The following is a 22,117-nucleotide window of genomic DNA, read 5'->3' as shown; positions in this document are numbered from 1 at the left end:
TTGGAGGACCTTACGCACCACCACTGTCAGATTCTGGCAGCAGCCATCAGCGGCCGGTGCCTTTCGACGCATCCCGACCCGCTTGCGGCGTGTCGAGCGTTGCCCGCCACTCCTTGAGCAGCGACTGGCGCCGGCGCGGATAGCGCACATCGGTGGCGTTGAGGCCGGACATGCGATCGGCGCGGAAATGGCGAAAATCCTGCCGCGTCTCGCACCAGGCGACCATCACCCGCACCTTGTCGAAGAAGCCGATCGCGAAGGGCCAGACCATGCGCTGGGACTGGGCGCCTGCGCCATCCCGATAGAGGAACCCGAGCTTGCGTTCGTTGCGGATGGCCAGGCGCCGAGGCCACCGAAGGCATCGACCTTGGGCTGGTGCGCCTGGCCCGACGAGCAGCGCGTTGGCGTCGAGATCCTCGCGCAGGTCATCCGGCAGCACCGCCGCGATTTTGGCCAGCGCATCGGTAGCGGCGGCCGAAAGCCGCTTGTCCGGCTGCTTGGCGACCCAACGCGACCCGAGCACGACGGCCTCGATCTCCTCGTCGGTGAACATCAGCGGCGGCAGCATGAAGCCAGGCTTCAGCACATAGCCTAGCCCCGCCTCGCCCTCGATCGGCGCGCCCTGCCCCTGCAGCGTTGCGATGTCGCGGTAGAGCGTGCGGATCGAGACGCCCATTTCGCCGGCGAGCGTGCGCCCGCTCACCGGCCGGCGGTGGCGGCGCAGGATCTGGATCAGGTCGAGCAGGCGTTCGGAGCGGGACATGGCCCAGATTTGCCCGTTTCCCCCGCTGAGGTCCATCACGGACGTCGGACCATTTTGTTGCGCCGCCGATGGCCCTATGTCAAAAGCGGCCTGCCGTTCCGGAGAGTGTTCTTGAAATCCTTTCGCGATCGAAACCGCGACAACCGTCCGCGCCAGCCCGCCAAAGCCAATGCCGCCCAATCGCATCCCCGCGAGGCCGGCGCGGCAACGAGGCAGGAGCCACAGGGCCGCCCGGAGCCCAAATCCGCGCCGCGCGTCCTTGCGCGCCGCGAGGGCGCGCTGCCGGCCGAGCGGCTGCCACTGATCCTCGAAGTGGCGCCCAATGCCGACTACGCCCTGCTGGACAGCGGCGCCGGACAGAAGCTGGAGCAGTACGGCCCCTATCGCATCGTGCGGCCGGAGGGCCAGGCGATCTGGCAGCCGGCGCTGCCGGCCAGGGACTGGGAGCGCGCCGACGCCATCTTCACCGGCGACACCGACGAGGAGGGCATCGGCCGCTGGCGCTTCCCGAAAACGCCGCTCGGCGAAACCTGGCCGATGAAGCATGACGGCATCGACTATCTTGGCCGCTTCACCTCGTTTCGCCATGTCGGCGTCTTTCCCGAACAGGCCTCCCACTGGGATCACATGGCCGGGCTGATCATGGCCGCCAAACGGCCGGTCAAGGTACTGAACTTGTTCGGTTATACCGGCCTTGCCTCGCTGGTGGCAGCCCGCGCCGGCGCCGAGGTCACCCATGTCGATGCGTCCAAGAAGGCCATCGGCTGGGCCCGGGAAAACCAGGAGATGGCCGGGCTCGCCAGCAAGCCGATCCGCTGGATCGTCGAGGACGCCGTGAAGTTCGCCGAGCGCGAGGAGCGCCGCGGCAGCCGCTACGATATCGTCCTGTTCGACCCGCCCGCCTATGGCCGCGGCCCGAAGGGCGAGGTCTGGCAATTGTTCGACGACCTGCCCGGATTGACCGACCTCTGCCGCTCAATCCTGACGCCGAAGCCGCTCGCCGTTGTGCTGACCGCCTATTCGATCCGCGCTTCATTCTTCGCCATCCATGCCCTGATGCGCGACACCTTCGCCGGCATGGGCGGCACGGTCGAATCGGGCGAGCTGATCATCCGCGAGAAATCCGCCGGCCGCGCGCTGTCGACCTCGCTGTTCTCGCGCTGGGTGGCCTGAATGAACGCTTATGAGAGCTCCCGCGCCGTCGGCCAGGTGAAGGAGGTCACCAGCCTCGCCAACCCGCTGGTCAAGGACATCAAGGCGCTGGCGCTGAAGAAATTCCGCGACCAGCAGAACGCCTTCATGGCCGAAGGCTTGAAGCTGGTCATCGACGCGGTCGATCTCGGCTGGCATATCCGCACGCTGGTCTTCGCCAAGGCCGGACGCGGCAATGCGGCGGTGGAGAAGGTCGCGGCGCGCACCGTCGCCGCCGGCGGCACCGTGCTCGAAGTCTCCGAAAAGGTGCTGGCGGCGATCACCCGCCGCGACAACCCGCAAATGGTGGTCGGCGTCTTTGCCCAGAAGGTGCTGCCACTGAGGGACATTCGCGCCACGGATGGCGACGTCTGGGTGGCGCTCGACCGGGTGCGCGATCCCGGCAATCTCGGCACCGTCATCCGCACCGTCGATGCCGTCGGCGCCAAGGGCGTCATCCTGGTCGGCGAGACCACCGATCCCTTTTCCGTCGAGACCGTGCGCGCCACCATGGGCTCGATCTTCGCCGTGCCCGTCGCCAGGGCGACGCCGGAGGCTTTTCTGGCCTGGCGCAAGGGCTTTCCGGGCCTCGTCGCCGGCACCCATCTGAAGGGCGCGGTCGATTACCGTTCGGTCGATTTTACCAGGGGGCCGGTGCTGCTCTTGATGGGCAACGAGCAGCAGGGCCTGCCCGACAGCCTGGCCGAGAGCTGCGACCGTCTGCTCAGGATTCCGCAAGCCGGCCGCGCCGATTCACTCAATCTGGCGGTCGCCACCGGCATCATGCTGTTCGAGATCCGGCGCGCCGCGCTGAAGCTGGGCCCGGACTAGACCATGATGCCAAGAAATGGCGTCCGGTATTCGGACAGGGTCATGGTCAAACAAGAGGGCATCAAACCGTGAAGTCGTGGTCCCCCTACGCCCTGCTGGTCGTCGTCGCCATCGCGCTCGACCAGTGGATCAAGCACCTGGTGAAAAGCGGCCTCACCTTCCAGGAGAAGGTCGATCTCCTGCCCTTCCTGGCGCTGTTCCGCACCTACAACACCGGCATCGCCTTCTCGATGTTCCAGTCCTTCGGCGATACCGGCCTGGTGGTGATTGCCGTCCTCGTCGTCGCCTTCGTGCTCTACCTCGCAACCCGCACGCCGGCGGGCCACGCGGTTGCCCGGACCGGCTTCGCGCTGATCATCGGCGGCGCGGTGGGCAATGTCATCGACCGCGTCGCCTACGGCCATGTCATCGACTACATTTTGTTCCACACGCCGGTCTGGTCCTTCGCCGTCTTCAATTTGGCGGATGCCTTCATCTCGGTCGGCGCCGCGCTGGTCCTCTTCGATGAATTGATCGGCTGGCGGCGCCAGCCCAAGACCTCGCAAGATTGACCTCGCGCGGCCGTCGCCGCACAGTCCGAGCACCGCACAGCCGGGAGAAGAACGTGTCCGATACCTTCAAAGCCATCCTCGTTTCGCGCGACGCCGACAAGAAGCAGTCGGTCGCCGTCACCGACCTCACCGAAGCCGACCTGATGGAGGGCGATGTCACCGTCGCGGTCGAGGCGACGACCGTGAACTACAAGGATGGGCTGGCCATCACCGGCAAGGCGCCGGTCATCCGCCGCTGGCCGCTGGTGCCGGGCATCGATTTCGCCGGCACCGTCATCTCCTCCTCGCATGCCGACTGGCGCAAGGGTGACAAGGTCATCCTCAACGGCTGGGGCGTCGGCGAGACGCATTTCGGCGCCTTTGCCGGCCGCGCCCGTGTCAACGGCGACTGGCTGGTGCCGCTGCCGGAGGGCATGAGCCCGCATGATGCGATGGCGGTCGGCACCGCCGGCTACACCGCCATGCTCAGCGTCATGGCGCTCGAGCGGCATGGCATCGTGCCGGATCGCGGCCCGGTCGTGGTGACCGGTGCGGCCGGCGGCGTCGGCTCGGTCGCGGTCTCGATCCTCTCCAGCCTCGGCTACCATGTCATCGCTTCGACCGGCCGCAATGCCGAAAGCCCCTATCTGATCGACCTCGGCGCCGCCGAGGTGATCTCGCGCGACGAGCTCACGCAGCCGGCAAAGCCGCTCGCCAAGGAACGCTGGGCCGGCGGCGTCGATGCGGTCGGCAGCCACACGCTCGCCAATGTACTGTCGATGACCGCCTATGGCGGAGCTGTGGCCGCCTGCGGGCTTGCCGGCGGCATGGACCTGCCGGCGAGCGTCGCTCCCTTCATCCTGCGCGGCGTCTCGCTGCTCGGCATCGATTCGGTGATGGCGCCGAAGGCGGTGCGTCTCGAGGCGTGGCGCCGCATCGGCACCGATCTCGACCACAGGAAACTCGCGACGCTGTCCAGGACCATCGGTTTTGACGGCATAATCGACGCCGCGCGCGACATCGTCGACGGCAGGATCAGGGGCCGCGTCGTGGTCGATATGTGAGCCGCGGATAGGGCGAAAACCGCGCGACTGTTAAAATTCGAACGATCCGCCGCAGCCTTCCATAATCTCTCTGTGGCAAGGCTTTCCGCATGATCGCGGAATCCGGCATCAAGGCGGCGCAGAGTGCCGAAGGCGTGGGCGGGCCAAGCCCCGACGCGCCGAAGCGGCAGCTTGTCGCCCCGCCGCCGCTGGCGCCCGTGCTCCCCCCGGCCAATCCCGAAGGCTTGCCTTTCCTGACCGTCGTCGCCATCGCGGTGTTGGCCGGGCTGGCTCACCTGACCGGCGCGCCGATCTTCGTCACCCTCGGTTTGCTGGTGACGGGCCTTGCCGGCCTCGGCATGCATCTGCGCAGCAAGCGCAACGAACGCCGCGCCACGGCTCTGCTCGACGAGACCGCCGCCCGCAACCGCGCCGAGATCGAGACGCTCGCTGACCGCATGTGGGAGATGCAGGAAAGCGAGGAGCGGTTTCGCGGGCTGATCGACGCGCTCGGCGACCTCGTCGTCCATCGCGATCGCGACGGCCATATCGTCTACGCCAACAAGGTTTTCGCCGACCTTGTCGACATCGATCAGCGCGACCTCGCCGGCAAGAGCTTGTCGGAGCTTGGCATCGATGTCGGCATCGTTCCCGACGCCGCCTTCTCGGATCATGAGTGTCTGAGCTCCACCGACGTCGCCATCCGCACGCCGAGCGGTCCGCGCTGGTTTTCCTGGATCGAGCTGTCGGTGCGCGACAAGGACAACGGCGCCGTCTCGCACCGGGCGATCGCGCGCGACATCACCGCCCGCAAGCGCGCCGAATCCTCGCTGATCACCGCCCGCGAGCGCGCCGAATATGCCAGCCAGGCCAAGTCGCGCTTCCTCGCCACCGTCAGCCATGAGATCCGCACGCCGATGAACGGCATCATGGGCATGGCCAAGCTCCTGGTCGACACCGATCTGTCGCCCGAGCAGCGCACCTATGTGGGCGCCGTCTCGACCTCGGCCAGCGCGCTGCTCGCCCTGATCGAGGACCTGCTCGACTACTCCAAGATCGAGGCCGGCCGCTTCGACCCCGAGCCGCAGCCGACATCTGTGCGCGAGATCGCCGACAACATCATCGAACTGATGGCGTCACGTGCCTTCACCAAAAGCATCGGCCTTGGTTGCCATGTCGAGCCCGACGTTCCGCAGATGATCACCGCCGATCCGGGCCGGGTGCGCCAGGTGCTGCTCAACCTGATCGGCAACGCCATCAAGTTCACCGACACCGGCGGCGTGCTGCTCAGTGTCGCGCGGGCGCGCACCGAAACCACCGACCGCATCTGCTTCACCGTCGCCGACACCGGTCCGGGACTGCGCGAAGAGGACATGGAACGCATCTTCGAGGAGTTCGAGCAATCCGACGGCACCTCGACCCGGGTGCATGGCGGCGCCGGCCTCGGCCTTGCCATCTCCAGGCGCCTGGTGACCGCCATGGGCGGCTCGATCTCCGTGTCGAGCCGGCTCGGTGAGGGATCCGAATTCGTCTTCGAGCTTCCGGCGGTGGCGGCGACCGAGCCGCCGCAAAACCGGCAGGACATACTGTCCGGCCGGCGTGCCGTGATCGTGTCGAAGAACGCGGTCGAGGCCGACGCCATCGCGCGGACCATCCGCGCCCATGGCGGCGCCGTCGAACTGGCGACGACGCTCGCCCAGGCAACGCCTTTCGCGGCGGGTTGCGATGCGCTTCTGGTCGACGCCGCGATGGAGAACGGCGACGGGCGCCTGCTCAAGCGCTTGCGCCAGGGCGGCTTTGCCGATTGCGAGGCGATCACGCTGATCGCGCCGACCGACCGCGGCATGCTCGGCGAATTCCGCGCCAATGGCTATGCCACCTTCCTGGCGCGGCCGGTGCGCGGCGAGACGCTGCTGCGCGTGCTTTTGACCAGCCATGCGCCCGCCGTTGCGCTGCCGCAGACGGACAGGCAGGGCGCACCGCCCGCGCGCGCCGGCGGCCGCCGCGGCGAGCACGGCCTGTCGGTGCTGATCGCAGAGGACAACGACATCAACGCCATGCTCGCCCGCGCCACGCTTCTGAAGGCCGGACACCGCGTCAAGGTGGTCGGCAACGGCAAGGCCGCCGTCGAGGCCGTCACCGATGCCGGCCTGAAGCATCGCTTCGATGTTGTGCTGATGGACCTGCACATGCCGGTCATGGACGGGCTGGATGCCATTGCCGCCATCCGCCGCCACGAAGAGGCGCTGGCGGTGCCGCCGGTTCCGATCATGGTGCTGTCGGCGGACAGCCAGGAAAAGACCCGCCATACGGTGCTGGCGCACGGCGCCAGCGGCTTCGTCACCAAGCCGCTCGATCCGGATGCTCTGGTCAGCGCCGTCGAGGCGCAGGTCGCGGCCTGATTTTTTTGCCCCGGCAATCGCCCTTGGATCGCTTGGCTTTGCTTCGTTAAGGTAGCCGGTTGAGGGCATTCGCCAGCCGACGAAGTATTGCCCGCCGCGCCGTATCACGGTACTGTCACAATCCTGTTGCACCTACACCGTATCCCCGTGCCAAGAGGGATGGCTCGAAGGAGAATCACTCGTGCATACAGTTATGCCGGAATGTGACACTCGGCCGAACGCGGGCGGCGCCCTGCTCGCCACGCGGACGGCTGATGCCGTCGCAACAGGCGCCCCTCTCGGCCGCATTGGCAATCTCGAAGTCCGGCTTGCCCGCAACGAAGCCGAGATCGCTGCCGCGCAGGAGGTCCGCTACCGGGTGTTCTATGACGAGCTTGGCGCCAGGAAGGACCTGTTCCAGGCGCAGGACCGGCGCGACGCCGATCGTTTCGATCCGCTCTGCGATCACCTTTTGGTGTTCGACACATCGCTTCCCGGCCCTGAGCATCGCCGCATCGTCGGCACCTACCGGCTGCTGCGGCAGGAGATCGCGGCGACGGCTGGCGGCTTCTATTCCGAGGGCGAGTTCGAACTGACCAATCTGATCGCCCGTCATCCCGGCCAGCGTTTTCTCGAGCTCGGCCGCTCCTGCGTGCTTAAGGAATACCGCTCCAAGCGCACCATCGAGGCGCTGTGGCAAGGCATCTGGGCCTATATCAACCACTACGGCATTGGCGTGATGACGGGCTGCGCTTCCTTCCACGGCATCGTGCCGGCGGCGCATGCCGAGGCGCTAACCTACCTCGCCCATCACTGCCGCACCAATTCGGCGTGGGACGTCAAGGCGGTTGCCGGCCGCTACTGCTCCATGGACCTGATGCCGATCGAAGCGGTCAACGCCAAGGCGGCCATCGCGTCCATGCCGCCGCTGGTCAAGGGTTACCTGCGCGTCGGCGCCCGCATCGGCGACGGCTGCGTCATCGATCACGAATTCTCGACCGTCGACGTCTTCGTCGTCATGCCGGTCAAGGAGATCGGCGCGCGCTACGTCAACTATTATGGCGGGGAAGGCCAGCGCTTCGCGGCCTGACGCGAGTAGGCAGTAGGCAGTAGGCAGTAGGGGAAGACATCACGTTCACGCTCCCCTGACTACTGACTATTCCCTAATCCCTCCATCACGGAATATCCTCCGGCCGCCGCCCGGGCCTGCTCTTGTAGGCCGGGAAGGCCCAGCCGAATTTGAGCGCGCCGCCGCGCACCGCGAATGCCGCGGCGAAACCCACCAGACCGGCCGCCAATGGCGGCAGGCCGGCAAGATCGCCGACGGTGAAAAGCGCCGCACCCGCAAGCGCAGCCGTGACGTAGATCTCGGGCCGCAGAAGCACCGATGGCTCGCCCGCCAGAAGATCGCGCAGGATACCGCCGAAGGTTGCGGTCAGCACGCCCGTAATGGTGGCGACGACCGGGGACCCGGTGATGGCGAGGCCCTTGGCGGCGCCCATCACCGAGAAGGCGGCGAGACCGATGGCGTCGAGCCAGAGCAGCAATTTGTAGCGGGATTCGACCAGATGGGCGCTGAAGAAGACCAGCACCGCGACCACCACGCAGATCAGCACATAATCGCGGTTGCCGACCCAGAACACCGGCAGGTTGAGGATGACGTCGCGCAGCGTGCCGCCGCCGATACCGGTGACGCAGGCCAGGAACAGAAAGCCGATGATGTCGAGTTGCTTGCGCGAAGCGGCAAGCGCCCCTGTCGCCGCGAAGACGGCGACGCCGGCATAGTCGAGAAGCTCGATGAGGTTCATGGGAATAAGGGAATAGGGCAGTAAGGGAGTAGGGGAATAGGGACCTCTAGATAGCACAAGCCGCGTGAATAGTCCCGCCGCTGTCCCTACTCCCTTACTGCCCTACTCCCTTAACTACGCATCCTTCTCGGCCTGCTCGTTCACCGGGCCGGGCTCGACCGGCGCCTCGGTGGCCGCGGCCTTCGGGCCGCCCTTGGCGACGCCGACCATGGCCGGCCTCAGCACGCGGTCGCCGATCGAATAGCCCGGCTGCACGACCTGGACGACGGTGCCGGCGGCAACGTCGGGATTGGGCACCTCGAACATCGCCTGATGGAAGTTCGGATCGAACTTCTCGCCCTCCGGCGCAAGCTTCTTCACCCCATGCCGTTCCAGCGCCGAAAGCATGGCGCGCTCGGTGAGATCGACGCCCTCGATCAGCGCCTTGAAGCCGGCATCTCCGCCAGCCTTTGCCTCGGCCGGAATGGCGTCCAGCGCGCGGCGCAGATTGTCGGACACCGACAGCATGTCGCGGGCGAAATTGGCGACCGCATAGGTGCGCGCGTCATGCACGTCGCGCGCGGTGCGGCGGCGCAGGTTCTCCATCTCGGCCGCCACGCGCAGCGCGCGGTCCTTCAGTTCCTCGTTTTCCTTCAGCAGCCGCACCAGCGCCTCATAGTCGCCGTCGACGCTGCCCTGCGGACGCTCGCCACTGGCCTCGGCAGGCTCGATATCCTCGGGCGCGCGTTCGTCTTTTGCCTGGTCGCTCATCGCCGTTTCCCGTCATTCCGAATGGTTTGGATTTGCGCCCGATATCGAGGTTTGAGGGCCAAAAATCAAGGGGCAAGCGACCCAGCGCAGTTTCACGGCGTCTCCAGGGAACGTTCGACATTAAATCAAATTTTACCTTAATCGCCGGCTTCGCTTGCGAGAAAGCGACGGCGAGGGAACCATTGCCGGGTTGAGGGAGTTTCGAAGCCGACACAGGATTTGGGACAATGAGCGGCAACAAAGGCGAACGGCGCGCGGAACTCGCCGCCGATATCAGACGACAGCTTGGCAGCGAAGCGACGAAGCGCTTCCTGCGCACGCTGCCGTCATTCCGCCTGGAAACGAACACGCCCGAGCATTTCCGCAACCTGCTCGACCAGCTCGATGACATCGAGACCAGGGCCGCCAACGGCGAACGTCGCCAGTAGGCCGCACGAACCGCGGGCATCGCGCGACAATTACGCGCAGTAATTTCGCGTGATCGCCGTCTTGCTGGGGCGGGATGCGCTGCCTATGCTCCCTGATGAACATGATTTCCCCCGAGACGGCGGCAAACAGCAAGCGCGCCTGGTTGAAGATCCTGGCGCGCTACAAGAAGCCTGACCGGCGGCGCAGCGCCATCGAACTAGCCATAACCCTCATCCCTTTCGTCGCACTCTGGGCTCTATCTTCTGCCGCCTATTCCTACGGCCATTGGTGGGGGCTGACCCTCGTCGTTCCGGCGGCCGGCTTTCTGGTGCGGATATTCATGATCCAGCACGATTGCGGCCACGGCTCCTTTTTCGCCAATCGTTATGCGGACGACTGGATCGGCCGCGCCCTCGGCGTGCTCACGCTGACGCCTTATGATTGCTGGCGGCGCGCCCATGCCACCCATCACGCCAGCGCCGGCAATCTCGACGAGCGCGGCATGGGCGACATCAGGACACTGACCGTCGCCGAATACCGGCAGCTATCCTGGCCTGGCCGCCTTGCCTATCGCCTCTATCGCCATCCGCTGGTGATGTTTGGTCTCGGCCCGATATGGCTTTTCATCTTCGAGCAGAGGCTGCCGGTCGGCATGATGCGCGGCGGCCTGACGCCGTGGGTGTCATCCATGGCGACCAATCTCGGCATCGCGCTCGCCGCGGTGACGCTCATCTGGCTTGTCGGGCCGGGCGCGTTCCTGGTCGTCCACCTGCCGATCGTGATCCTCGCGGGCTCGGCCGGCGTCTGGCTGTTCTATGTCCAGCATCAGTTCGAGGAGACCGAATGGGCGAAGGATCCCGATTGGGAATTCCAGCGCGCCGCGCTGCATGGATCGTCCTACTACGACCTGCCGCCGGTGCTGAACTGGTTCACCGGCAATATCGGCGTCCATCACGTCCACCACCTCTCCGCCAAGGTGCCGTGCTACCGGCTTCCGGAAGTGCTGCGGGATTATCCGGAGCTGCGGCGGATCGGCCGCGTCACGCTTCTCGACAGCCTGCGCTGCGTGAAGCTGGCGCTATGGGACGAAAACCGCGGCAAGCTGGTGTCGTTCCGCGAAGCGCGGCTTGCCGCTTGAGGCATGCCGCTCAAGGGCGTTTCGGCGCGCCTTAAGAGCGGCTCAATATCCATTGCCCGCCGCACCGGGATGCGGCGGGTTTCTTCAAACCTTGCTCAGGCCGCCTTGCGTTCGTCGCGCATCAGCGCCTTGCCGTCGCGGATCTCGGTGCCGAGCACCTTCAGGCATTCGCGCATGAACGCTGCAAGGCCAGGCCAGCCCTTGGCCGATACCAGATTGCCATCGACATGGGCGCCGGTCGGCGCGACATCGATGTAGATGCCGCCGGCCAGCGTCACCTCCGGCTCGCAATATTGCAGCGCCGCGACCTCGCGGCCGCGCACCACGCCATCGACGGCGATCAGGATCTGTACGCCGTGGCAAATGGTGAAGATCGGCTTGCCGGTCTCGTGGAAATGCCTGACCAGCGCCTGCACCCGCTTGTCGATGCGGATGTATTCCGGCCCGCGCCCACCGGCCGCATAGACGGCGTCGTAATCGGCCGGGTTCACCTCGGCGAAGCTCTTGTTGAGGATGTAGTCGTGGCCGAGCTTTTCGGTGTAGGTCTGGTGGCCTTCGAAATCGTGCAGCGAGGTCTTCAAGATGTCGCCGGCCTTCTTGTCGGGGCAGACGACATGCACCGTATGGCCAACCGCATGCATGGCCTGTTCGAAGACGAAAATCTCATACTCCTCGCTGAACTCGCCAACGAGCATCAAAATCTTTTTGCCTGCCATGCCGGTTCCTCCCTTAGCTGGCTATTTATTTCGAGGCACGAAATATAGCCCTATCGTAAGGGCAAGCAGGCCGGAGGGGAAGCGCAAATCGCACGATTGGTCCTACCAGATTGATTCCGTGGCGCCCGGCGAGCGATAAAGGCAGGGCTTCCGGAGCAAAACCGGGCAGGCTGGTCTGACCAAGATGGCGTCAGGCTGCCGCCCGGATCATATCCGCCGCCTTCTCGGCGATCATGATCGTCGGCGCATTGGTGTTGCCGCCGACGAGTGTCGGCATCACCGAGGCGTCGGCGACGCGCAGCCCTTGCAAGCCGCGCACCTTTAACTGCGGATCGACGACCGCCATCTCGTCGATGCCCATCTTGCAGGTGCCGGCCGGGTGATAGATCGTGTCGGCGCGGGCCCTGATATGCGCCATCAGCTCGGCGTCGCTGGCAGCGCCGGCGGTATAGATTTCCTTCTGGCGATACCTGGCCAGCGCCGGCGCTTCCAATATGCCTCGCATCATCCGCACGCCCCGGAGCAGAAGCTCGGCGTCGCGCTCGTCCTCGAGGAAACGCGGGTCGATGCGCGGCGGCGCCAGCGGGTTCGCGCTCGTAAGCCCGACCTCGCCGCGCGAATGCGGCCTCAGCACGCAGACATGGCAGGAGAAGCCATAACCCATATGCAGCTTGCGGCCGTGATCGTCGACGATGGCGATGCAGAAATGCAGTTGCAGGTCGGGCCGCTCGGCCGCCGCGTCGGATTTGAGGAAGGCGCCGGCCTCCGCATAGGGCGTGGCGATCATGCCGGTGCCGTCCTTGCGCCAGCGCAGCATGTGCCTGAGCAGTCCGGGCAGGCCGCGGAGGCCGATGCCCATCAGCTCGGTCTCGCGCGACTTCCAGGCCAGGATGAAATCGAGATGGTCCTGCAGGTTCTTGCCGACACCGGGCAGTTCATGGACGAGCGGAATGCCGTGCACTGCCAGCTCCACCGCCGGACCGATGCCGGAAAGCAGCAGCATTTGCGGCGAGCCGAACGCGCCACCGCACAGGATGACCTCGCGCCTGGCTTCCGCCGCGGCTTCGCTCTTGCCGGCACGATAGCGCACGCCCGTCGCGCGCTTGCCGTCGAGCACCACGCCGGTCGCCTGCGCGCCGGTGATGACGGTGAGGTTCGGCCGGCCCATCGCCGGATGCAGATAGGCTGCCGCGGCCGAGCAGCGCTCGCCATTGCGTTGCTCGCCCCAGAATTGCGTGACCTGGTAGAGCCCCGCCCCTTCCTGCTCGGGCCCGTTGAAATCGTCGTTGCGGCGGATTTGGTTTTCGCCGCAGGCCTCGACGAAGGCTTTCGAGATCGAACGCGGTTCCTGCTGCTCGGCCACCCTGAGCGGTCCGTCGCCGCCGTGCAGCGCGTCAGTGCCGCGTTGATTGCCTTCGGCGCGCCGGAAATAGGGCAGCACCTCGCTCCACGACCAGCCGTCGCAGCCGAGATCGGCCCATTCGTCATAGTCGCAAGGATGGCCGCGCGTGTAGAGCATGGCGTTGATGGCGCTTGAGCCGCCCGGCGCCTTGCCACGCGGCTGGTAGCCCTTGCGGCCGCCAAGCCCTTCCTGCGGCACCGTCTCAAAGCCCCAGTTGTTGATCTTGGGCCTGCCCGGCAGCAGCGCGATGATGCCCGCCGGCGCGCGGATCAGGAGATCCTTGCCTTCGCCGCCCGCTTCGATCAGGCAGACCGTCTTCGATGCATCCTCGGAAAGCCTGGCGGCAAGCGTGCAGCCGGCGGAACCGCCGCCGGCGATGACATAGTCGTAGCGCATGGCCTCCTCCCGGCGGATGTTTCCGTCCGTGCGGTCAGAGAAAGCCTGCTTGCGCGCGTTGTAAAGACGTCGACGAGTTACCGCTGGGTCAGCCGGCGCGTTTGCGCCGCCAGGAATATTTCGGCCCCTTGGCCTCCGACTCGGCGGTCGGCTGGTAGTAGAGCCCCAGCCCGCCGGTGCGGCCTTCCTCCAGCCGCTTCAAAAGCACCGGGTTCGAGATTTCGAACTCGTCGAAGCCGACCCGCAGCATATGCGGCAGCTGGTCGACCAGCACCTGGCCGGTGGCGCGGACGGCGCCCTCGAAATGATGGCGGCTGCGCAGCAATTCGCCCTTGGAGAAGGAGCGGCCGTCATTGAACGCCGGGAAGGCCAGCGCCACCAGCGACAGCTGGTCGAGCAGGCCGACGATCTTGTCGAGCTCGTCGCCGGGCTGCAGCAGCACCCCGATGCGTTCCCTGGCCGACTTGCGCACCTCAAGGTCGAGCCCCAGGAACGCCTGCAGCGGCAGGATGAAGCGGCCGTTGCCGGCGAGCGCCTCGGCGCTCTCGGCCTGGATCCACTCGTCCTCGCGGAAACCGTTCGGGGTCCAGAGGCGGGTTTCCGATTTGGTCGGTTCAGTCATCAAAATTCCCAAAATCCAAAAATCAAAGGATGTGTCGCGTTTCAGGTCAGGCCGAGCCGGAGCGGAGCGTCCCGTGGGCACCGGAAACGCAGGAAACCGACGATTGCGGGCCGGCCTCACCTGAATATCAACATAGCCTAAAGGGATGCGTCGGTCAGCGACTTCTCCAGGCCGGAAAGGTGGATGCCGCACTCTGTCTTGGCGTGCCCGGCCCAGCGGCCGCTGCGCGCGTCCTCGCCCGGCTGTACCGGCTGCGTGCACGGGAAGCACCCGATCGACAGATAGCCATAGGCGACGAGCGGATTTTCGCGCAGCGCGTGCGCGCGCATGTAGTCGGCCTGGTCCGCCGTCGTCCAGTGTGCCAGCGGATTGATGCGGATGCGCGAGCCGACCGCCTCGAAGACCGGAAGCGCCGCGCGCGTCGAGGCCTGGAAGCGCTTGCGCCCGGTGAACCAGGCGCGGAACGGCTCGACGCCGCGCGCCATCGGCTCGACCTTGCGCACGTTGCAGCAGGCGTCGGTGTTGGTCTCGTGCAGCCTGCCGGTCGGATCGACCCGCTCGAGCGCGGCCTCTTCCGGCTTGATCACCCTGACGTCGGTGAAGCCGAAATCGGCGACCAGCGCATCGCGATAGCCGAGCGTTTCCTCGAAATGCTTGCCGGTGTCGAGGAAGATCACCGGCAGCGCGCGGTCGACCTTGGCGATCATGTGCAGCAGCACGGCGGAATCGGCGCCGAAGGAGGAAACCGCGGCGATGCCGCCGCGAAACAGCTCGTTCGCCGAGCGCTCGATGACCTCGATCGGGCTCAGGTGACCGTAAAGCGCGTCCAGCCCCGCCGCCTCGGCGGCGACACCGGCCTCGACATCAACGACCCGGTCAAGCGGCCTTGGTTTCGCCAGCATAGAGCGCCTCCTTGAACGGCGCGGGACCGACTCTGCGGTAGGCGTCGATAAAACGTTCCGAGGGACTGAGCCGAAGGCCGAGATAGGTATCGACGATCTGCTCGATGGCGTCGGTGATCTCTTCCGACGAGAAGCCGCGGCCGATGATCTCGCCGACGGAGGTGTTCTCGTCGGCCGAGCCGCCGAGGGTGACCTGGTAAAGCTCGGAGCCCTTCTTCTCGACGCCGAGAATGCCGATGTGGCCGACATGATGATGGCCGCAGGCATTGATGCAGCCGGAGATCTTCAGCTTTAATTCGCCGATCTCGCGCTGCCGTTCCAGCGAAGCGAAGCGCTGCGAGATCTCCTGCGCCACCGGAATGGAACGGGCCGTGGCCAGCGCACAATAGTCGAGGCCGGGGCACGAGATGATGTCGCTGATCAGATTGGAGTTGGCCGTCGCCAGGCCGATGTCGACCAGCGCGTCATAGACGGCCTTCAGATCGGCGCGCGCCACATGCGGCAGGATCAGGTTCTGCTCGTGGCTGACGCGCAATTCGTCGAAGGCGTATTTCTCGGCGATGTCGGCGACCGCCTCCATCTGGCTGTCGGTGGCGTCGCCAGGCACCTCGCCGATGCCTTTCAGCGAGATCGTCACCGCCGCATAGTCGGGATGGCGATGCGTCACCACATTCTGGTCGAGCCATTCCGAGAAATTCTTGGAATCGAGCCGCGCCAGCTTCACTGCCGCGTCGCCTTCCGGCCGCTCGGCCAGACCCGGCGGCGTGAAATAGGCGTTGATGGCCTGGATGTCGGCTTCCGGCAGCTTCAGCTCGGCGTCCTTCAGCTCCTGCCACTCGGCCTCGACCTGGCGCGTGATCTCCTCGACGCCGGTCTCGTGGACGAGGATCTTGATGCGCGCCTTGTACTTGTTGTCGCGGCGGCCATAGAGGTTGTAAACGCGCAGGATCGCCGTGCAGTAGGAGAGAAGATCGGCTTCCGGCAGGAAGTCGCGGATCTTCCGCGCCACCATCGGCGTGCGGCCCTGGCCGCCGCCGACATAGACGGCGAAGCCGAGCTCGCCGGCCGCGTTCTTCTTCAGGTGCAGGCCGATGTCATGCGTCTGGATGGCGGCGCGGTCGCGCTCGGCACCCGTCACCGCGATCTTGAACTTGCGCGGCAGGAACGAAAACTCCGGATGCACCGACGACCATTGCCGCAGGATCTCGGCATAGGGCCGGGGATCGGCGACCTCGTCGGCCGCCGCGCCGGCGAAGTGATCCGCGGTGACATTGCGGATGCAGTTGCCAGAGGTCTGGATGGCATGCATCTCGACGCTGGCGAGATCGGCCAGGATCGCGGGAATGTCGGACAGCGCCGGCCAGTTGAACTGGATGTTCTGGCGCGTGGTGAAATGGCCGTAGCCCTTGTCGTATTTGCGCGCGATGTGGCCGAGCATGCGCATCTGCTTGCTGTTCAGCGTGCCATAGGGCACGGCGATGCGCAGCATATAGGCATGCAGCTGCAGATAGACGCCGTTCATCAGCCTCAGCGGCCGGAACTGATCCTCGGTGATCTCGCCGGCAAGCCGGCGCTGGACCTGGTCGCTGAACTCGGCGACGCGGGCCTGAACGAAATCGTGGTCGAACTCATCGTAACGGTACATGCTTCGTCTTTCAGGGCGCGTCCGCCCACATTGCCTGTTTGGTCTATGCCGCCCGCATGGGTTGCGGGCTCGCCTGCTTGCCGAGATCTTCGCGGATGGTCGGCCCGGCGGCGCGGATCTTTTCGCGCAGCCGCACCGGCTCGACCAACCCGTCGACCACCGTGACGTCGATCAAATTGACGTCGACCACCTCGTTGTTGGCGTAGGCCGCCGCGCCGATCGCTTCCAGCCGGTCCTCCGCCGCCTTGTCATGGGCGAGGTCGGCGCCGCCGACCGTTTCCGCCCAGCCGCCATCGGCGTACCAGACGGCGATGCCGTCGGTGAGCCTGTTCGCGGTCAGAACCTTCATTGTTCAACTCCTTCGGCCGTTGCGCTGGCCGTATCTTCATGCCTGTGTGCCGCGAGCGGCTCGGAACGTTCGAAATTGGCGCCGGCGACCGCGTCGCCGATGATGGTCATCACCGGACCGGCGAGATCGGCGCGGGCCTCCAGCGAAGGCAGGTCGGCCAGCGTGCCGTGGAAGCGGCGGCGGTTGCCGAGGCTGGCGTTCTCGACCACGGCGACGGCGGTGTCGGGCGACAGGCCCGCCTCGATCAGTCGGCCGGCGACTTCGGCCGCGACCGAGCGGCCCATATAGACGGCGACGGTGGCGCCGGAAATGGCGAGCTTGGCCCAGTCGGGCAGCGAATTGCCCTTAAGGTCATGGCCGGTCGTGAACACCAGCGAGGACGACACGCCGCGCAGCGTCAGCGGCAGTTCGAAATCGGCGGCGGCGGCGAAGGCCGCGGTGACGCCGGGAACCACCTCATAGGCGATGCCGGCATCGCGAAGTGCCGCCATTTCCTCGCCGGCGCGGCCGAACACCAGCGGGTCGCCCGACTTCAGCCGCACGACGCGCTTGCCCTCGCGGCCAAGCTCGACAAGCAGCGCGTTGATCTCTTCCTGGCTCTTGGAATGGCAGCCCTTGCGCTTGCCGACCGGCAGGCGCTCGGCATCGCGACGGCCCATGGCGACGATGGCTTCCGGCACCAGCGCGTCATGGACGATGACGTCGGCTTCCATCAGCAGGCGATGCGCCCTGAGCGTGAGCAGATCCTCGGCGCCCGGACCGGCGCCGACCAGCGCGATGTGGCCCGAGGCCGGCGCGTCGGAGACAAGCAGCTCGACGGCGGCATCATGCGCCCTCGCAAACTCGCCCGCCTCGACGGCTCGCGCCGGCGCGCCGGCGAAGAAATCGCGCCAGAAGCGGCGGCGACCGGTGCCCTTCGGCAGCCGCTCGGCGGTGCCGCGGAAGGACGCGGCAAGCGTGGCCAGCGCGCCGAGCGACGGCGACAGCATGCGATCGATGCGGCCGCGCAGCATCTGCGCAAGCACCGGGCCGGCGCCTTCGGTGCCGATGGCGATGGCGACCGGCGCGCGGTTGACCAGCGCCGGCGTGAAGAAATCACAAAGCTCTGGCCGGTCGACCGCGTTGACCGGAATGCTCAAGCGGCGCGCATCCTCGACAACGCGGCGGTCGAGCGCCTCGTCGCCGCTGGCGGCGAACACAATGGTCGCGCCTTCGAGATGCGCGGCCTCATAGGCGGCGGCGACATGGACAGCACCGGTCGCGGCAATGAAAGACAGCAGCTCGGCTTCGGCGGTTTGCGCTATGATGCGCAGCACCGCGCTCGACTGGCCGACGAGCCGCGCCTTGGCCAGCGCCGCCTCGCCGCCGCCGACAATGGCCACGGCTTCGCCCTCGACCCGCATGAAGACGGGGAAAGCGTTGAGCTTGGCATTGGCCTGCGGCATGGCGAGCAGATTCCTGAGCAATTTGGCAGTTTTACGCGCGGGCGTGAAAAACCAGAAGCAAAGCACTCGCGCATCCCGCGATGGCAGGCAATCGCTTTTTCGCAAGCGCGAAGAGCAGGAGAAAAAAATTCCACATCCGGGAGAGGATCGGATTGAAGCCGCTGTTGCGGGCCCTGATCTCAGGCGTTTTTAGCTGCAAATACTCCACGCTGCAAAACAGATTTTTCTAAATTCTACCAATTTAGTAGATTAAGGCCGCAAAAGGTCGTCGCGGGCTTGCACGCTACGTTGGATGAGCGCCACAACGATATCGGAACATTCCTGCTTGAGCGGGCGTTTGCCATACGGACCCGCCCCGGCCTGCCGCCGCGAACGGTTCGCAACGCAGCAAAACCAGGAGGAGCCCGTATGAGCAATGTCACGCTGAAACATGGCCTTTGGATCGTGGTCGCCGATGGCGAAAAAGCGCTGTTCCTGCGCAATGAAGGCAACACCCGCAATCCGGACCTGCAGGTCGTGCAGGAGATGGAGCAGGAGAACCCCGCCACGCGCGAGCAGGGCAGCGACCGCCCCGGCCGCTACAATGACGGACCCTCCATCCATCGCAGCGCGGTCGAGGACACCGACTGGCATCGTATCGGCAAGGAGCGCTTCGCCGACGACATTGCCGAACGGCTTTATGGGCTCGCCAATCGCGGCGCCTTCAAGGAGATCGTGCTGATCGCGCCGCCGCTGGTGCTGGGCGAAATGCGCCGGAAGCTCCACAAGCTTGTCGGCGACAAGGTGACGGTGGAAATTCCAAAGACGCTGACCAACCACACCATCCCTGAGATCGAAAGCCTGCTCCAGGCAGCCTGACGGCGCCCGCAAGCGCAATCCGCCCTTCGCCCGGCATTCGTGCGCCTTTGCCTTTCGATTTCACGGCTTTACGGGTTGCCTCGCGGCCATGCCTCCCCCCATATTGCAAGGGGCGGCTGCCGCGGGGCGGCCCTATCCTGCATCGTGATTTTTTCGAAAGGCGCTCCATAGACAATGCCGCATGACACGCCCCTTATCGCCACCATCGTCGCCGGTCTGGGGCTGGCTTTCATCTTCGGCGCGCTCGCCAACCGTTTCCGCATCCCGCCGCTGGTCGGCTATCTCGTGGCCGGCGTCCTGGTCGGGCCGAACACGCCGGGCTTCGTCGCCGACGCAAGCCTGGCCACCGAGCTTGCCGAGATCGGCGTCATCCTGCTGATGTTCGGCGTCGGCCTGCATTTCTCGCTGAAGGACCTTCTCTCCGTCCGCGCCATCGCCGTGCCCGGCGCCATCGTCCAGATCGGCTTTGCCACGCTGCTCGGCGTCGGCCTTGCCTGGCTGCTCGGCTGGTCGGTGGGCGCCGGGCTGGTCTTCGGCCTGGCATTGTCCGTCGCCTCGACGGTGGTGCTGCTGCGCGCGTTGCAGGAACGACGGCTGATCGAGACCGAGCGTGGCCGTATCGCCGTCGGCTGGCTGATCGTCGAGGACCTTGCCATGGTGCTGGCGCTGGTGCTCTTGCCGGCGCTGGCCGGCGTGCTCGGCGGCGTGCCGCAGGCCGACGTCCATGCCAGCCTGCTGGCGCTGCCGGCCAGCTACGGCATCTGGGGCGTCGTCGGCGTCACGCTGGCCAAGGTGGTGGCCTTTGTCGTCGTCATGCTGGTGGTCGGCCGCCGCGTGATCCCCTGGATCCTGCATTATGTCGCCCATACCGGGTCGCGCGAGCTGTTCCGGCTGGCGGTGCTGGCGATTGCGTTGGGCGTCGCCTTCGGGGCAGCGAAACTGTTCGGCGTATCGCTGGCGCTGGGCGCCTTCTTCGCCGGCATGATCATGAGCGAATCCGAGCTAAGCCATCGGGCAGCCGAGGAATCGCTGCCGCTGCGCGATGCCTTCTCGGTGCTGTTCTTCGTCTCGGTCGGCATGCTGTTCGACCCGTTCAGCCTGGTCAGCAATGGCTGGCCGATCCTGGCGACGCTGGCCATCATCGTCATCGGCAAGTCGCTGGCCGCCTTCGTCATCGTCGTCGCCTTCCGCTACCCGATCGCGACGGCGCTGATGATCTCGGCCAGCCTCGCCCAGATCGGCGAGTTTTCCTTCATCCTCGCCGAGCTCGGCGTCGGGCTGAAACTGCTGCCCGAGCAGGGGCGCGACCTGATCCTCGCCGGCGCCATCCTGTCGATCCTGCTCAATCCGCTGATGTTCCTTGCCATCGACTGGATGACACCGTGGCTGGAGGCTCGCTCCGCCAAGGCATCGCCGCCGGAACAGGCAAGGCCGATCGGTCCGGCGACCGAGCCCGGCCAGGTGGCTTCGGTGACGGCTTCGCCGCAAAAGGACGACGGCCCACCGCTAAGAACCGCGCTTACCGGCCATTCCATCCTGATCGGCTACGGCCGTGTCGGCAGTCTCGTCGGCGCGGCGCTGAAACAGGCCGCCCTGCCCTTTCTGGTCATCGAGGACGCCGACAAGACTCTGGCGAAGCTGAAGGCCGATGGCGTCGAAACCATCGCCGGCAATGCCGCCAATGCCGACGTCTTTTCAGCCGCCAATCCGGAAGGCGCCAGGCGGCTGATCCTTGCAATTCCCAACGCCTTCGAGGCCGGTCAGATCGTGCTGCGCGCCCGCGCCGCCAACCCCAGCGTCAATGTCATCGCCCGCGCCCATTCCGATGCCGAGGTCGAGCATCTCAAGGGGCTCGGCGCCGACACCGTGATCATGGGTGAACGCGAGATCGCGCGCGGCATCGTCGAGGTGGTGACGGGTACGGCACCCGCTGGGTTGGAAGAGGGCGCCCTCGCCCCGGAGATCAAACCGCAACCCGTTTGAGTTGCGCGTCCACGCACCAGCCGGGTTGATCAAGCGACAAATGCGGAGCCGCCGTTTTGCGAGATATCGCTGAGATATTTCGCCGGCGGCTTGCCCAGCGCCTTCTTGAACATGGTGATAAACGCCGTGACGGATTCATAGCCGAGATCGCCCGAGACCTGCTGCACGCTGGCGCCTGAGGCGAGTTCGCGCAGCGCCACGATCAGGTGCAGCTGCTGGCGCCAGCGCCCGAAGGTCAGCCCTGTCTCCTTCACGACGAGGCGCGCCAGACTGCTCTCGCTAAGCGCCACGCGGTTCGCCCATTCCGCAAGCGTGCTGCGGTCGGCGGGATCGTCTGCTAACGCCTCTGCGATCCGCCGCAAGCGCGGCTCGGCCGAAATCGGCAGGTGCAGTTGCTGGACAGGCATGCGCGGCAGTTCGGCAAGCAGGATCCCTCCCAGGAAACCGCATCGTGCGTTCTCCGGCGCGCAATCCGACAGTTCGATGATCAGCTCGCGCAGCAGCGGCGAGATCGAAAGCGTGCAGCACCGGTCCGGTAGATCGGCGGCGCCCGGTTCGAGATAAACGAAGAAAATCCGCGCATTGGCGGTCGCGATGTTGCTGTGCTGCATGCCGCCCGGGATCCACACGGCGCAATGCGGCGGCACCATCCACAGACCGCTCGGAACCCGACAGGTGACGCCGCCTCCCAGCGCGAAGACGAGCTGCCCCTTGCGATGCCAGTGGTCGCGCACCTCGGCCCTGGTCTCCGGTACGTCGACGCGCACGGCGATTGCCGGCGCGTGGACGTCGTCGACATCGAAATCGAGCCATGGGTAGCGAAGAGGCTGTCTCATGATGACTACTTTTAGCGATCTTATGCCATTATAGCTAAATTCTTTGACCCTGAAAGTCGATAGGCTCCGGTTGCGCATGGCGATCGCGTTGACGCCGCGCGCCCATCGCCGGCTTGGTCC

Annotated in this window: 22 protein-coding genes; 11 read left to right on the top strand and 11 right to left on the bottom strand. The window is 66.0% G+C overall.

Going from position 1 to position 22,117, the window contains the following annotated elements; translation table 11 throughout:
- Positions 1-46 precede the first annotated feature (46 nt).
- Positions 47-763: a YafY family protein gene (locus EN738_RS03110; RefSeq protein WP_127282404.1), complete on the bottom strand. Its 717-nt coding sequence runs from the start codon at positions 761-763 to the stop codon at positions 47-49.
- A 111-nt stretch (positions 764-874) separates the two neighbouring features.
- On the opposite strand from EN738_RS03110, the gene EN738_RS03105 reads away from it, so the two are divergent.
- The 6 genes from EN738_RS03105 (at position 875) to EN738_RS03080 (ending at position 7,829) form a co-directional block, all read left to right on the top strand.
- On the top strand, positions 875-1,936 hold the full coding sequence (locus EN738_RS03105; RefSeq protein WP_127282403.1) for a class I SAM-dependent rRNA methyltransferase: 1,062 nt from the start codon (positions 875-877) through the stop codon (positions 1,934-1,936).
- Positions 1,937-2,785, top strand: coding sequence for an RNA methyltransferase (locus EN738_RS03100; protein WP_127282402.1), 849 nt, complete (start codon positions 1,937-1,939; stop codon positions 2,783-2,785).
- A gap of 68 nt (positions 2,786-2,853) precedes the next feature.
- The gene (lspA, locus tag EN738_RS03095) at positions 2,854-3,336 is read left to right on the top strand and encodes a signal peptidase II (protein WP_127282401.1); all 483 of its coding nucleotides are present in this window, start codon (positions 2,854-2,856) and stop codon (positions 3,334-3,336) included.
- Between the two features lie 53 nt (positions 3,337-3,389).
- Positions 3,390-4,379, top strand: coding sequence for an MDR family oxidoreductase (locus tag EN738_RS03090; RefSeq protein WP_127282400.1), 990 nt, complete (start codon positions 3,390-3,392; stop codon positions 4,377-4,379).
- An 89-nt stretch (positions 4,380-4,468) separates the two neighbouring features.
- Positions 4,469-6,760, top strand: a complete 2,292-nt coding sequence (locus tag EN738_RS03085; protein WP_127282399.1) for a PAS domain-containing hybrid sensor histidine kinase/response regulator — start codon at positions 4,469-4,471, stop codon at positions 6,758-6,760.
- 181 nt (positions 6,761-6,941) lie between these two features.
- The gene (locus EN738_RS03080; RefSeq protein WP_127282398.1) at positions 6,942-7,829 is read left to right on the top strand and encodes a GNAT family N-acetyltransferase; all 888 of its coding nucleotides are present in this window, start codon (positions 6,942-6,944) and stop codon (positions 7,827-7,829) included.
- Between the two features lie 85 nt (positions 7,830-7,914).
- Here the strand turns inward: EN738_RS03080 and EN738_RS03075 are convergent, their stop codons facing one another.
- Both EN738_RS03075 and grpE read right to left on the bottom strand, forming a co-directional pair.
- On the bottom strand, positions 7,915-8,547 hold the full coding sequence (locus EN738_RS03075) for a trimeric intracellular cation channel family protein (RefSeq protein ID WP_127282397.1): 633 nt from the start codon (positions 8,545-8,547) through the stop codon (positions 7,915-7,917).
- 114 nt (positions 8,548-8,661) lie between these two features.
- Positions 8,662-9,297: a nucleotide exchange factor GrpE gene (gene grpE / locus EN738_RS03070; RefSeq protein WP_127282396.1), complete on the bottom strand. Its 636-nt coding sequence runs from the start codon at positions 9,295-9,297 to the stop codon at positions 8,662-8,664.
- Positions 9,298-9,524: 227 nt separating this feature from the next.
- On the opposite strand from grpE, the gene EN738_RS03065 reads away from it, so the two are divergent.
- Both EN738_RS03065 and EN738_RS03060 read left to right on the top strand, forming a co-directional pair.
- Positions 9,525-9,725, top strand: a complete 201-nt coding sequence (locus EN738_RS03065; RefSeq protein ID WP_127282395.1) for a hypothetical protein — start codon at positions 9,525-9,527, stop codon at positions 9,723-9,725.
- Positions 9,726-9,820: 95 nt separating this feature from the next.
- Positions 9,821-10,843, top strand: a complete 1,023-nt coding sequence (locus tag EN738_RS03060; RefSeq protein ID WP_127282394.1) for a fatty acid desaturase — start codon at positions 9,821-9,823, stop codon at positions 10,841-10,843.
- A 95-nt stretch (positions 10,844-10,938) separates the two neighbouring features.
- On the opposite strand, the gene EN738_RS03055 is transcribed toward EN738_RS03060, so the two are convergent.
- The 7 genes from EN738_RS03055 to cysG form a co-directional block, all read right to left on the bottom strand.
- Complete coding sequence (locus tag EN738_RS03055; RefSeq protein WP_127282393.1) at positions 10,939-11,559, bottom strand: DJ-1/PfpI family protein; 621 nt, start codon at positions 11,557-11,559, stop codon at positions 10,939-10,941.
- Positions 11,560-11,749: 190 nt separating this feature from the next.
- Positions 11,750-13,357, bottom strand: a complete 1,608-nt coding sequence (locus tag EN738_RS03050; RefSeq protein WP_127282392.1) for a GMC family oxidoreductase N-terminal domain-containing protein — start codon at positions 13,355-13,357, stop codon at positions 11,750-11,752.
- Between the two features lie 88 nt (positions 13,358-13,445).
- Entirely contained in the window at positions 13,446-13,979 is a 534-nt protein-coding gene (locus EN738_RS03045; RefSeq protein WP_127282391.1) for a DUF934 domain-containing protein, read from the bottom strand.
- A gap of 137 nt (positions 13,980-14,116) precedes the next feature.
- Positions 14,117-14,881, bottom strand: a complete 765-nt coding sequence (locus EN738_RS03040) for a phosphoadenylyl-sulfate reductase (RefSeq protein ID WP_127282390.1) — start codon at positions 14,879-14,881, stop codon at positions 14,117-14,119.
- Positions 14,856-16,526 carry a nitrite/sulfite reductase gene (locus tag EN738_RS03035; protein WP_127282389.1) on the bottom strand — a complete coding sequence of 557 codons (1,671 nt, stop codon included), beginning with the start codon at positions 16,524-16,526 and terminating at the stop codon, positions 14,856-14,858. Before EN738_RS03035 ends, EN738_RS03040 begins: the two co-directional genes overlap by 26 nt.
- A gap of 43 nt (positions 16,527-16,569) precedes the next feature.
- Complete coding sequence (locus tag EN738_RS03030) at positions 16,570-16,875, bottom strand: DUF2849 domain-containing protein (RefSeq protein ID WP_127282388.1); 306 nt, start codon at positions 16,873-16,875, stop codon at positions 16,570-16,572.
- Positions 16,872-18,320 carry a siroheme synthase CysG gene (cysG, locus tag EN738_RS03025; protein WP_127282387.1) on the bottom strand — a complete coding sequence of 483 codons (1,449 nt, stop codon included), beginning with the start codon at positions 18,318-18,320 and terminating at the stop codon, positions 16,872-16,874. Before cysG ends, EN738_RS03030 begins: the two co-directional genes overlap by 4 nt.
- On the opposite strand from cysG, the gene EN738_RS03020 reads away from it, so the two are divergent.
- The 3 genes from EN738_RS03020 to EN738_RS03010 all read left to right on the top strand — a co-directional run bounded on the left by EN738_RS03020 (position 18,319) and on the right by EN738_RS03010 (position 21,161).
- The gene (locus tag EN738_RS03020) at positions 18,319-18,513 is read left to right on the top strand and encodes a hypothetical protein (RefSeq protein WP_127282386.1); all 195 of its coding nucleotides are present in this window, start codon (positions 18,319-18,321) and stop codon (positions 18,511-18,513) included. The genes cysG and EN738_RS03020 overlap by 2 nt on opposite strands.
- 215 nt (positions 18,514-18,728) lie before the next feature.
- A complete protein-coding gene (locus EN738_RS03015) occupies positions 18,729-19,178 on the top strand; it encodes a host attachment family protein (RefSeq protein ID WP_126058273.1) in 450 nt (149 codons plus the stop codon).
- A 174-nt stretch (positions 19,179-19,352) separates the two neighbouring features.
- The gene (locus EN738_RS03010; protein ID WP_245494323.1) at positions 19,353-21,161 is read left to right on the top strand and encodes a cation:proton antiporter; all 1,809 of its coding nucleotides are present in this window, start codon (positions 19,353-19,355) and stop codon (positions 21,159-21,161) included.
- A gap of 29 nt (positions 21,162-21,190) precedes the next feature.
- On the opposite strand, the gene EN738_RS03005 is transcribed toward EN738_RS03010, so the two are convergent.
- Positions 21,191-21,997: a helix-turn-helix transcriptional regulator gene (locus EN738_RS03005; protein WP_127282385.1), complete on the bottom strand. Its 807-nt coding sequence runs from the start codon at positions 21,995-21,997 to the stop codon at positions 21,191-21,193.
- Positions 21,998-22,117 lie beyond the last annotated feature (120 nt).

Origin of the sequence: Mesorhizobium sp. M4B.F.Ca.ET.017.02.2.1 (genome assembly GCF_003998955.1) — a bacterium.
GTDB lineage: Bacteria > Pseudomonadota > Alphaproteobacteria > Rhizobiales > Rhizobiaceae > Mesorhizobium > Mesorhizobium abyssinicae.
The sequence above is the reverse complement of the archived record's forward strand: the minus strand, read 5'-3'. Positions and strand labels throughout refer to the sequence as shown.

Bases quoted from the DNA above. Each gene is read 5' to 3' on its own strand.
- EN738_RS03030 (WP_127282388.1), bottom strand. From the start codon at position 16,875: ATGAAGGTTCTGACCGCGAACAGGCTCACCGACGGCATCGCCGTCTGG.
- EN738_RS03040 (WP_127282390.1), bottom strand. From the start codon at position 14,881: ATGCTGGCGAAACCAAGGCCGCTTGACCGGGTCGTTGATGTCGAGGCC.
- EN738_RS03020 (WP_127282386.1), top strand. From the start codon at position 18,319: ATGGCGAGCAGATTCCTGAGCAATTTGGCAGTTTTACGCGCGGGCGTG.
- EN738_RS03045 (WP_127282391.1), bottom strand. From the start codon at position 13,979: ATGACTGAACCGACCAAATCGGAAACCCGCCTCTGGACCCCGAACGGT.
- EN738_RS03010 (WP_245494323.1), top strand. From the start codon at position 19,353: ATGCCGCATGACACGCCCCTTATCGCCACCATCGTCGCCGGTCTGGGG.
- EN738_RS03005 (WP_127282385.1), bottom strand. From the start codon at position 21,997: ATGAGACAGCCTCTTCGCTACCCATGGCTCGATTTCGATGTCGACGAC.
- EN738_RS03035 (WP_127282389.1), bottom strand. From the start codon at position 16,526: ATGTACCGTTACGATGAGTTCGACCACGATTTCGTTCAGGCCCGCGTC.
- EN738_RS03075 (WP_127282397.1), bottom strand. From the start codon at position 8,547: ATGAACCTCATCGAGCTTCTCGACTATGCCGGCGTCGCCGTCTTCGCG.
- EN738_RS03060 (WP_127282394.1), top strand. From the start codon at position 9,821: ATGAACATGATTTCCCCCGAGACGGCGGCAAACAGCAAGCGCGCCTGG.
- EN738_RS03110 (WP_127282404.1), bottom strand. From the start codon at position 763: ATGTCCCGCTCCGAACGCCTGCTCGACCTGATCCAGATCCTGCGCCGC.
- EN738_RS03100 (WP_127282402.1), top strand. From the start codon at position 1,937: ATGAACGCTTATGAGAGCTCCCGCGCCGTCGGCCAGGTGAAGGAGGTC.
- EN738_RS03085 (WP_127282399.1), top strand. From the start codon at position 4,469: ATGATCGCGGAATCCGGCATCAAGGCGGCGCAGAGTGCCGAAGGCGTG.
- grpE (WP_127282396.1), bottom strand. From the start codon at position 9,297: ATGAGCGACCAGGCAAAAGACGAACGCGCGCCCGAGGATATCGAGCCT.
- EN738_RS03065 (WP_127282395.1), top strand. From the start codon at position 9,525: ATGAGCGGCAACAAAGGCGAACGGCGCGCGGAACTCGCCGCCGATATC.
- EN738_RS03050 (WP_127282392.1), bottom strand. From the start codon at position 13,357: ATGCGCTACGACTATGTCATCGCCGGCGGCGGTTCCGCCGGCTGCACG.
- EN738_RS03055 (WP_127282393.1), bottom strand. From the start codon at position 11,559: ATGGCAGGCAAAAAGATTTTGATGCTCGTTGGCGAGTTCAGCGAGGAG.
- EN738_RS03015 (WP_126058273.1), top strand. From the start codon at position 18,729: ATGAGCAATGTCACGCTGAAACATGGCCTTTGGATCGTGGTCGCCGAT.
- cysG (WP_127282387.1), bottom strand. From the start codon at position 18,320: ATGCCGCAGGCCAATGCCAAGCTCAACGCTTTCCCCGTCTTCATGCGG.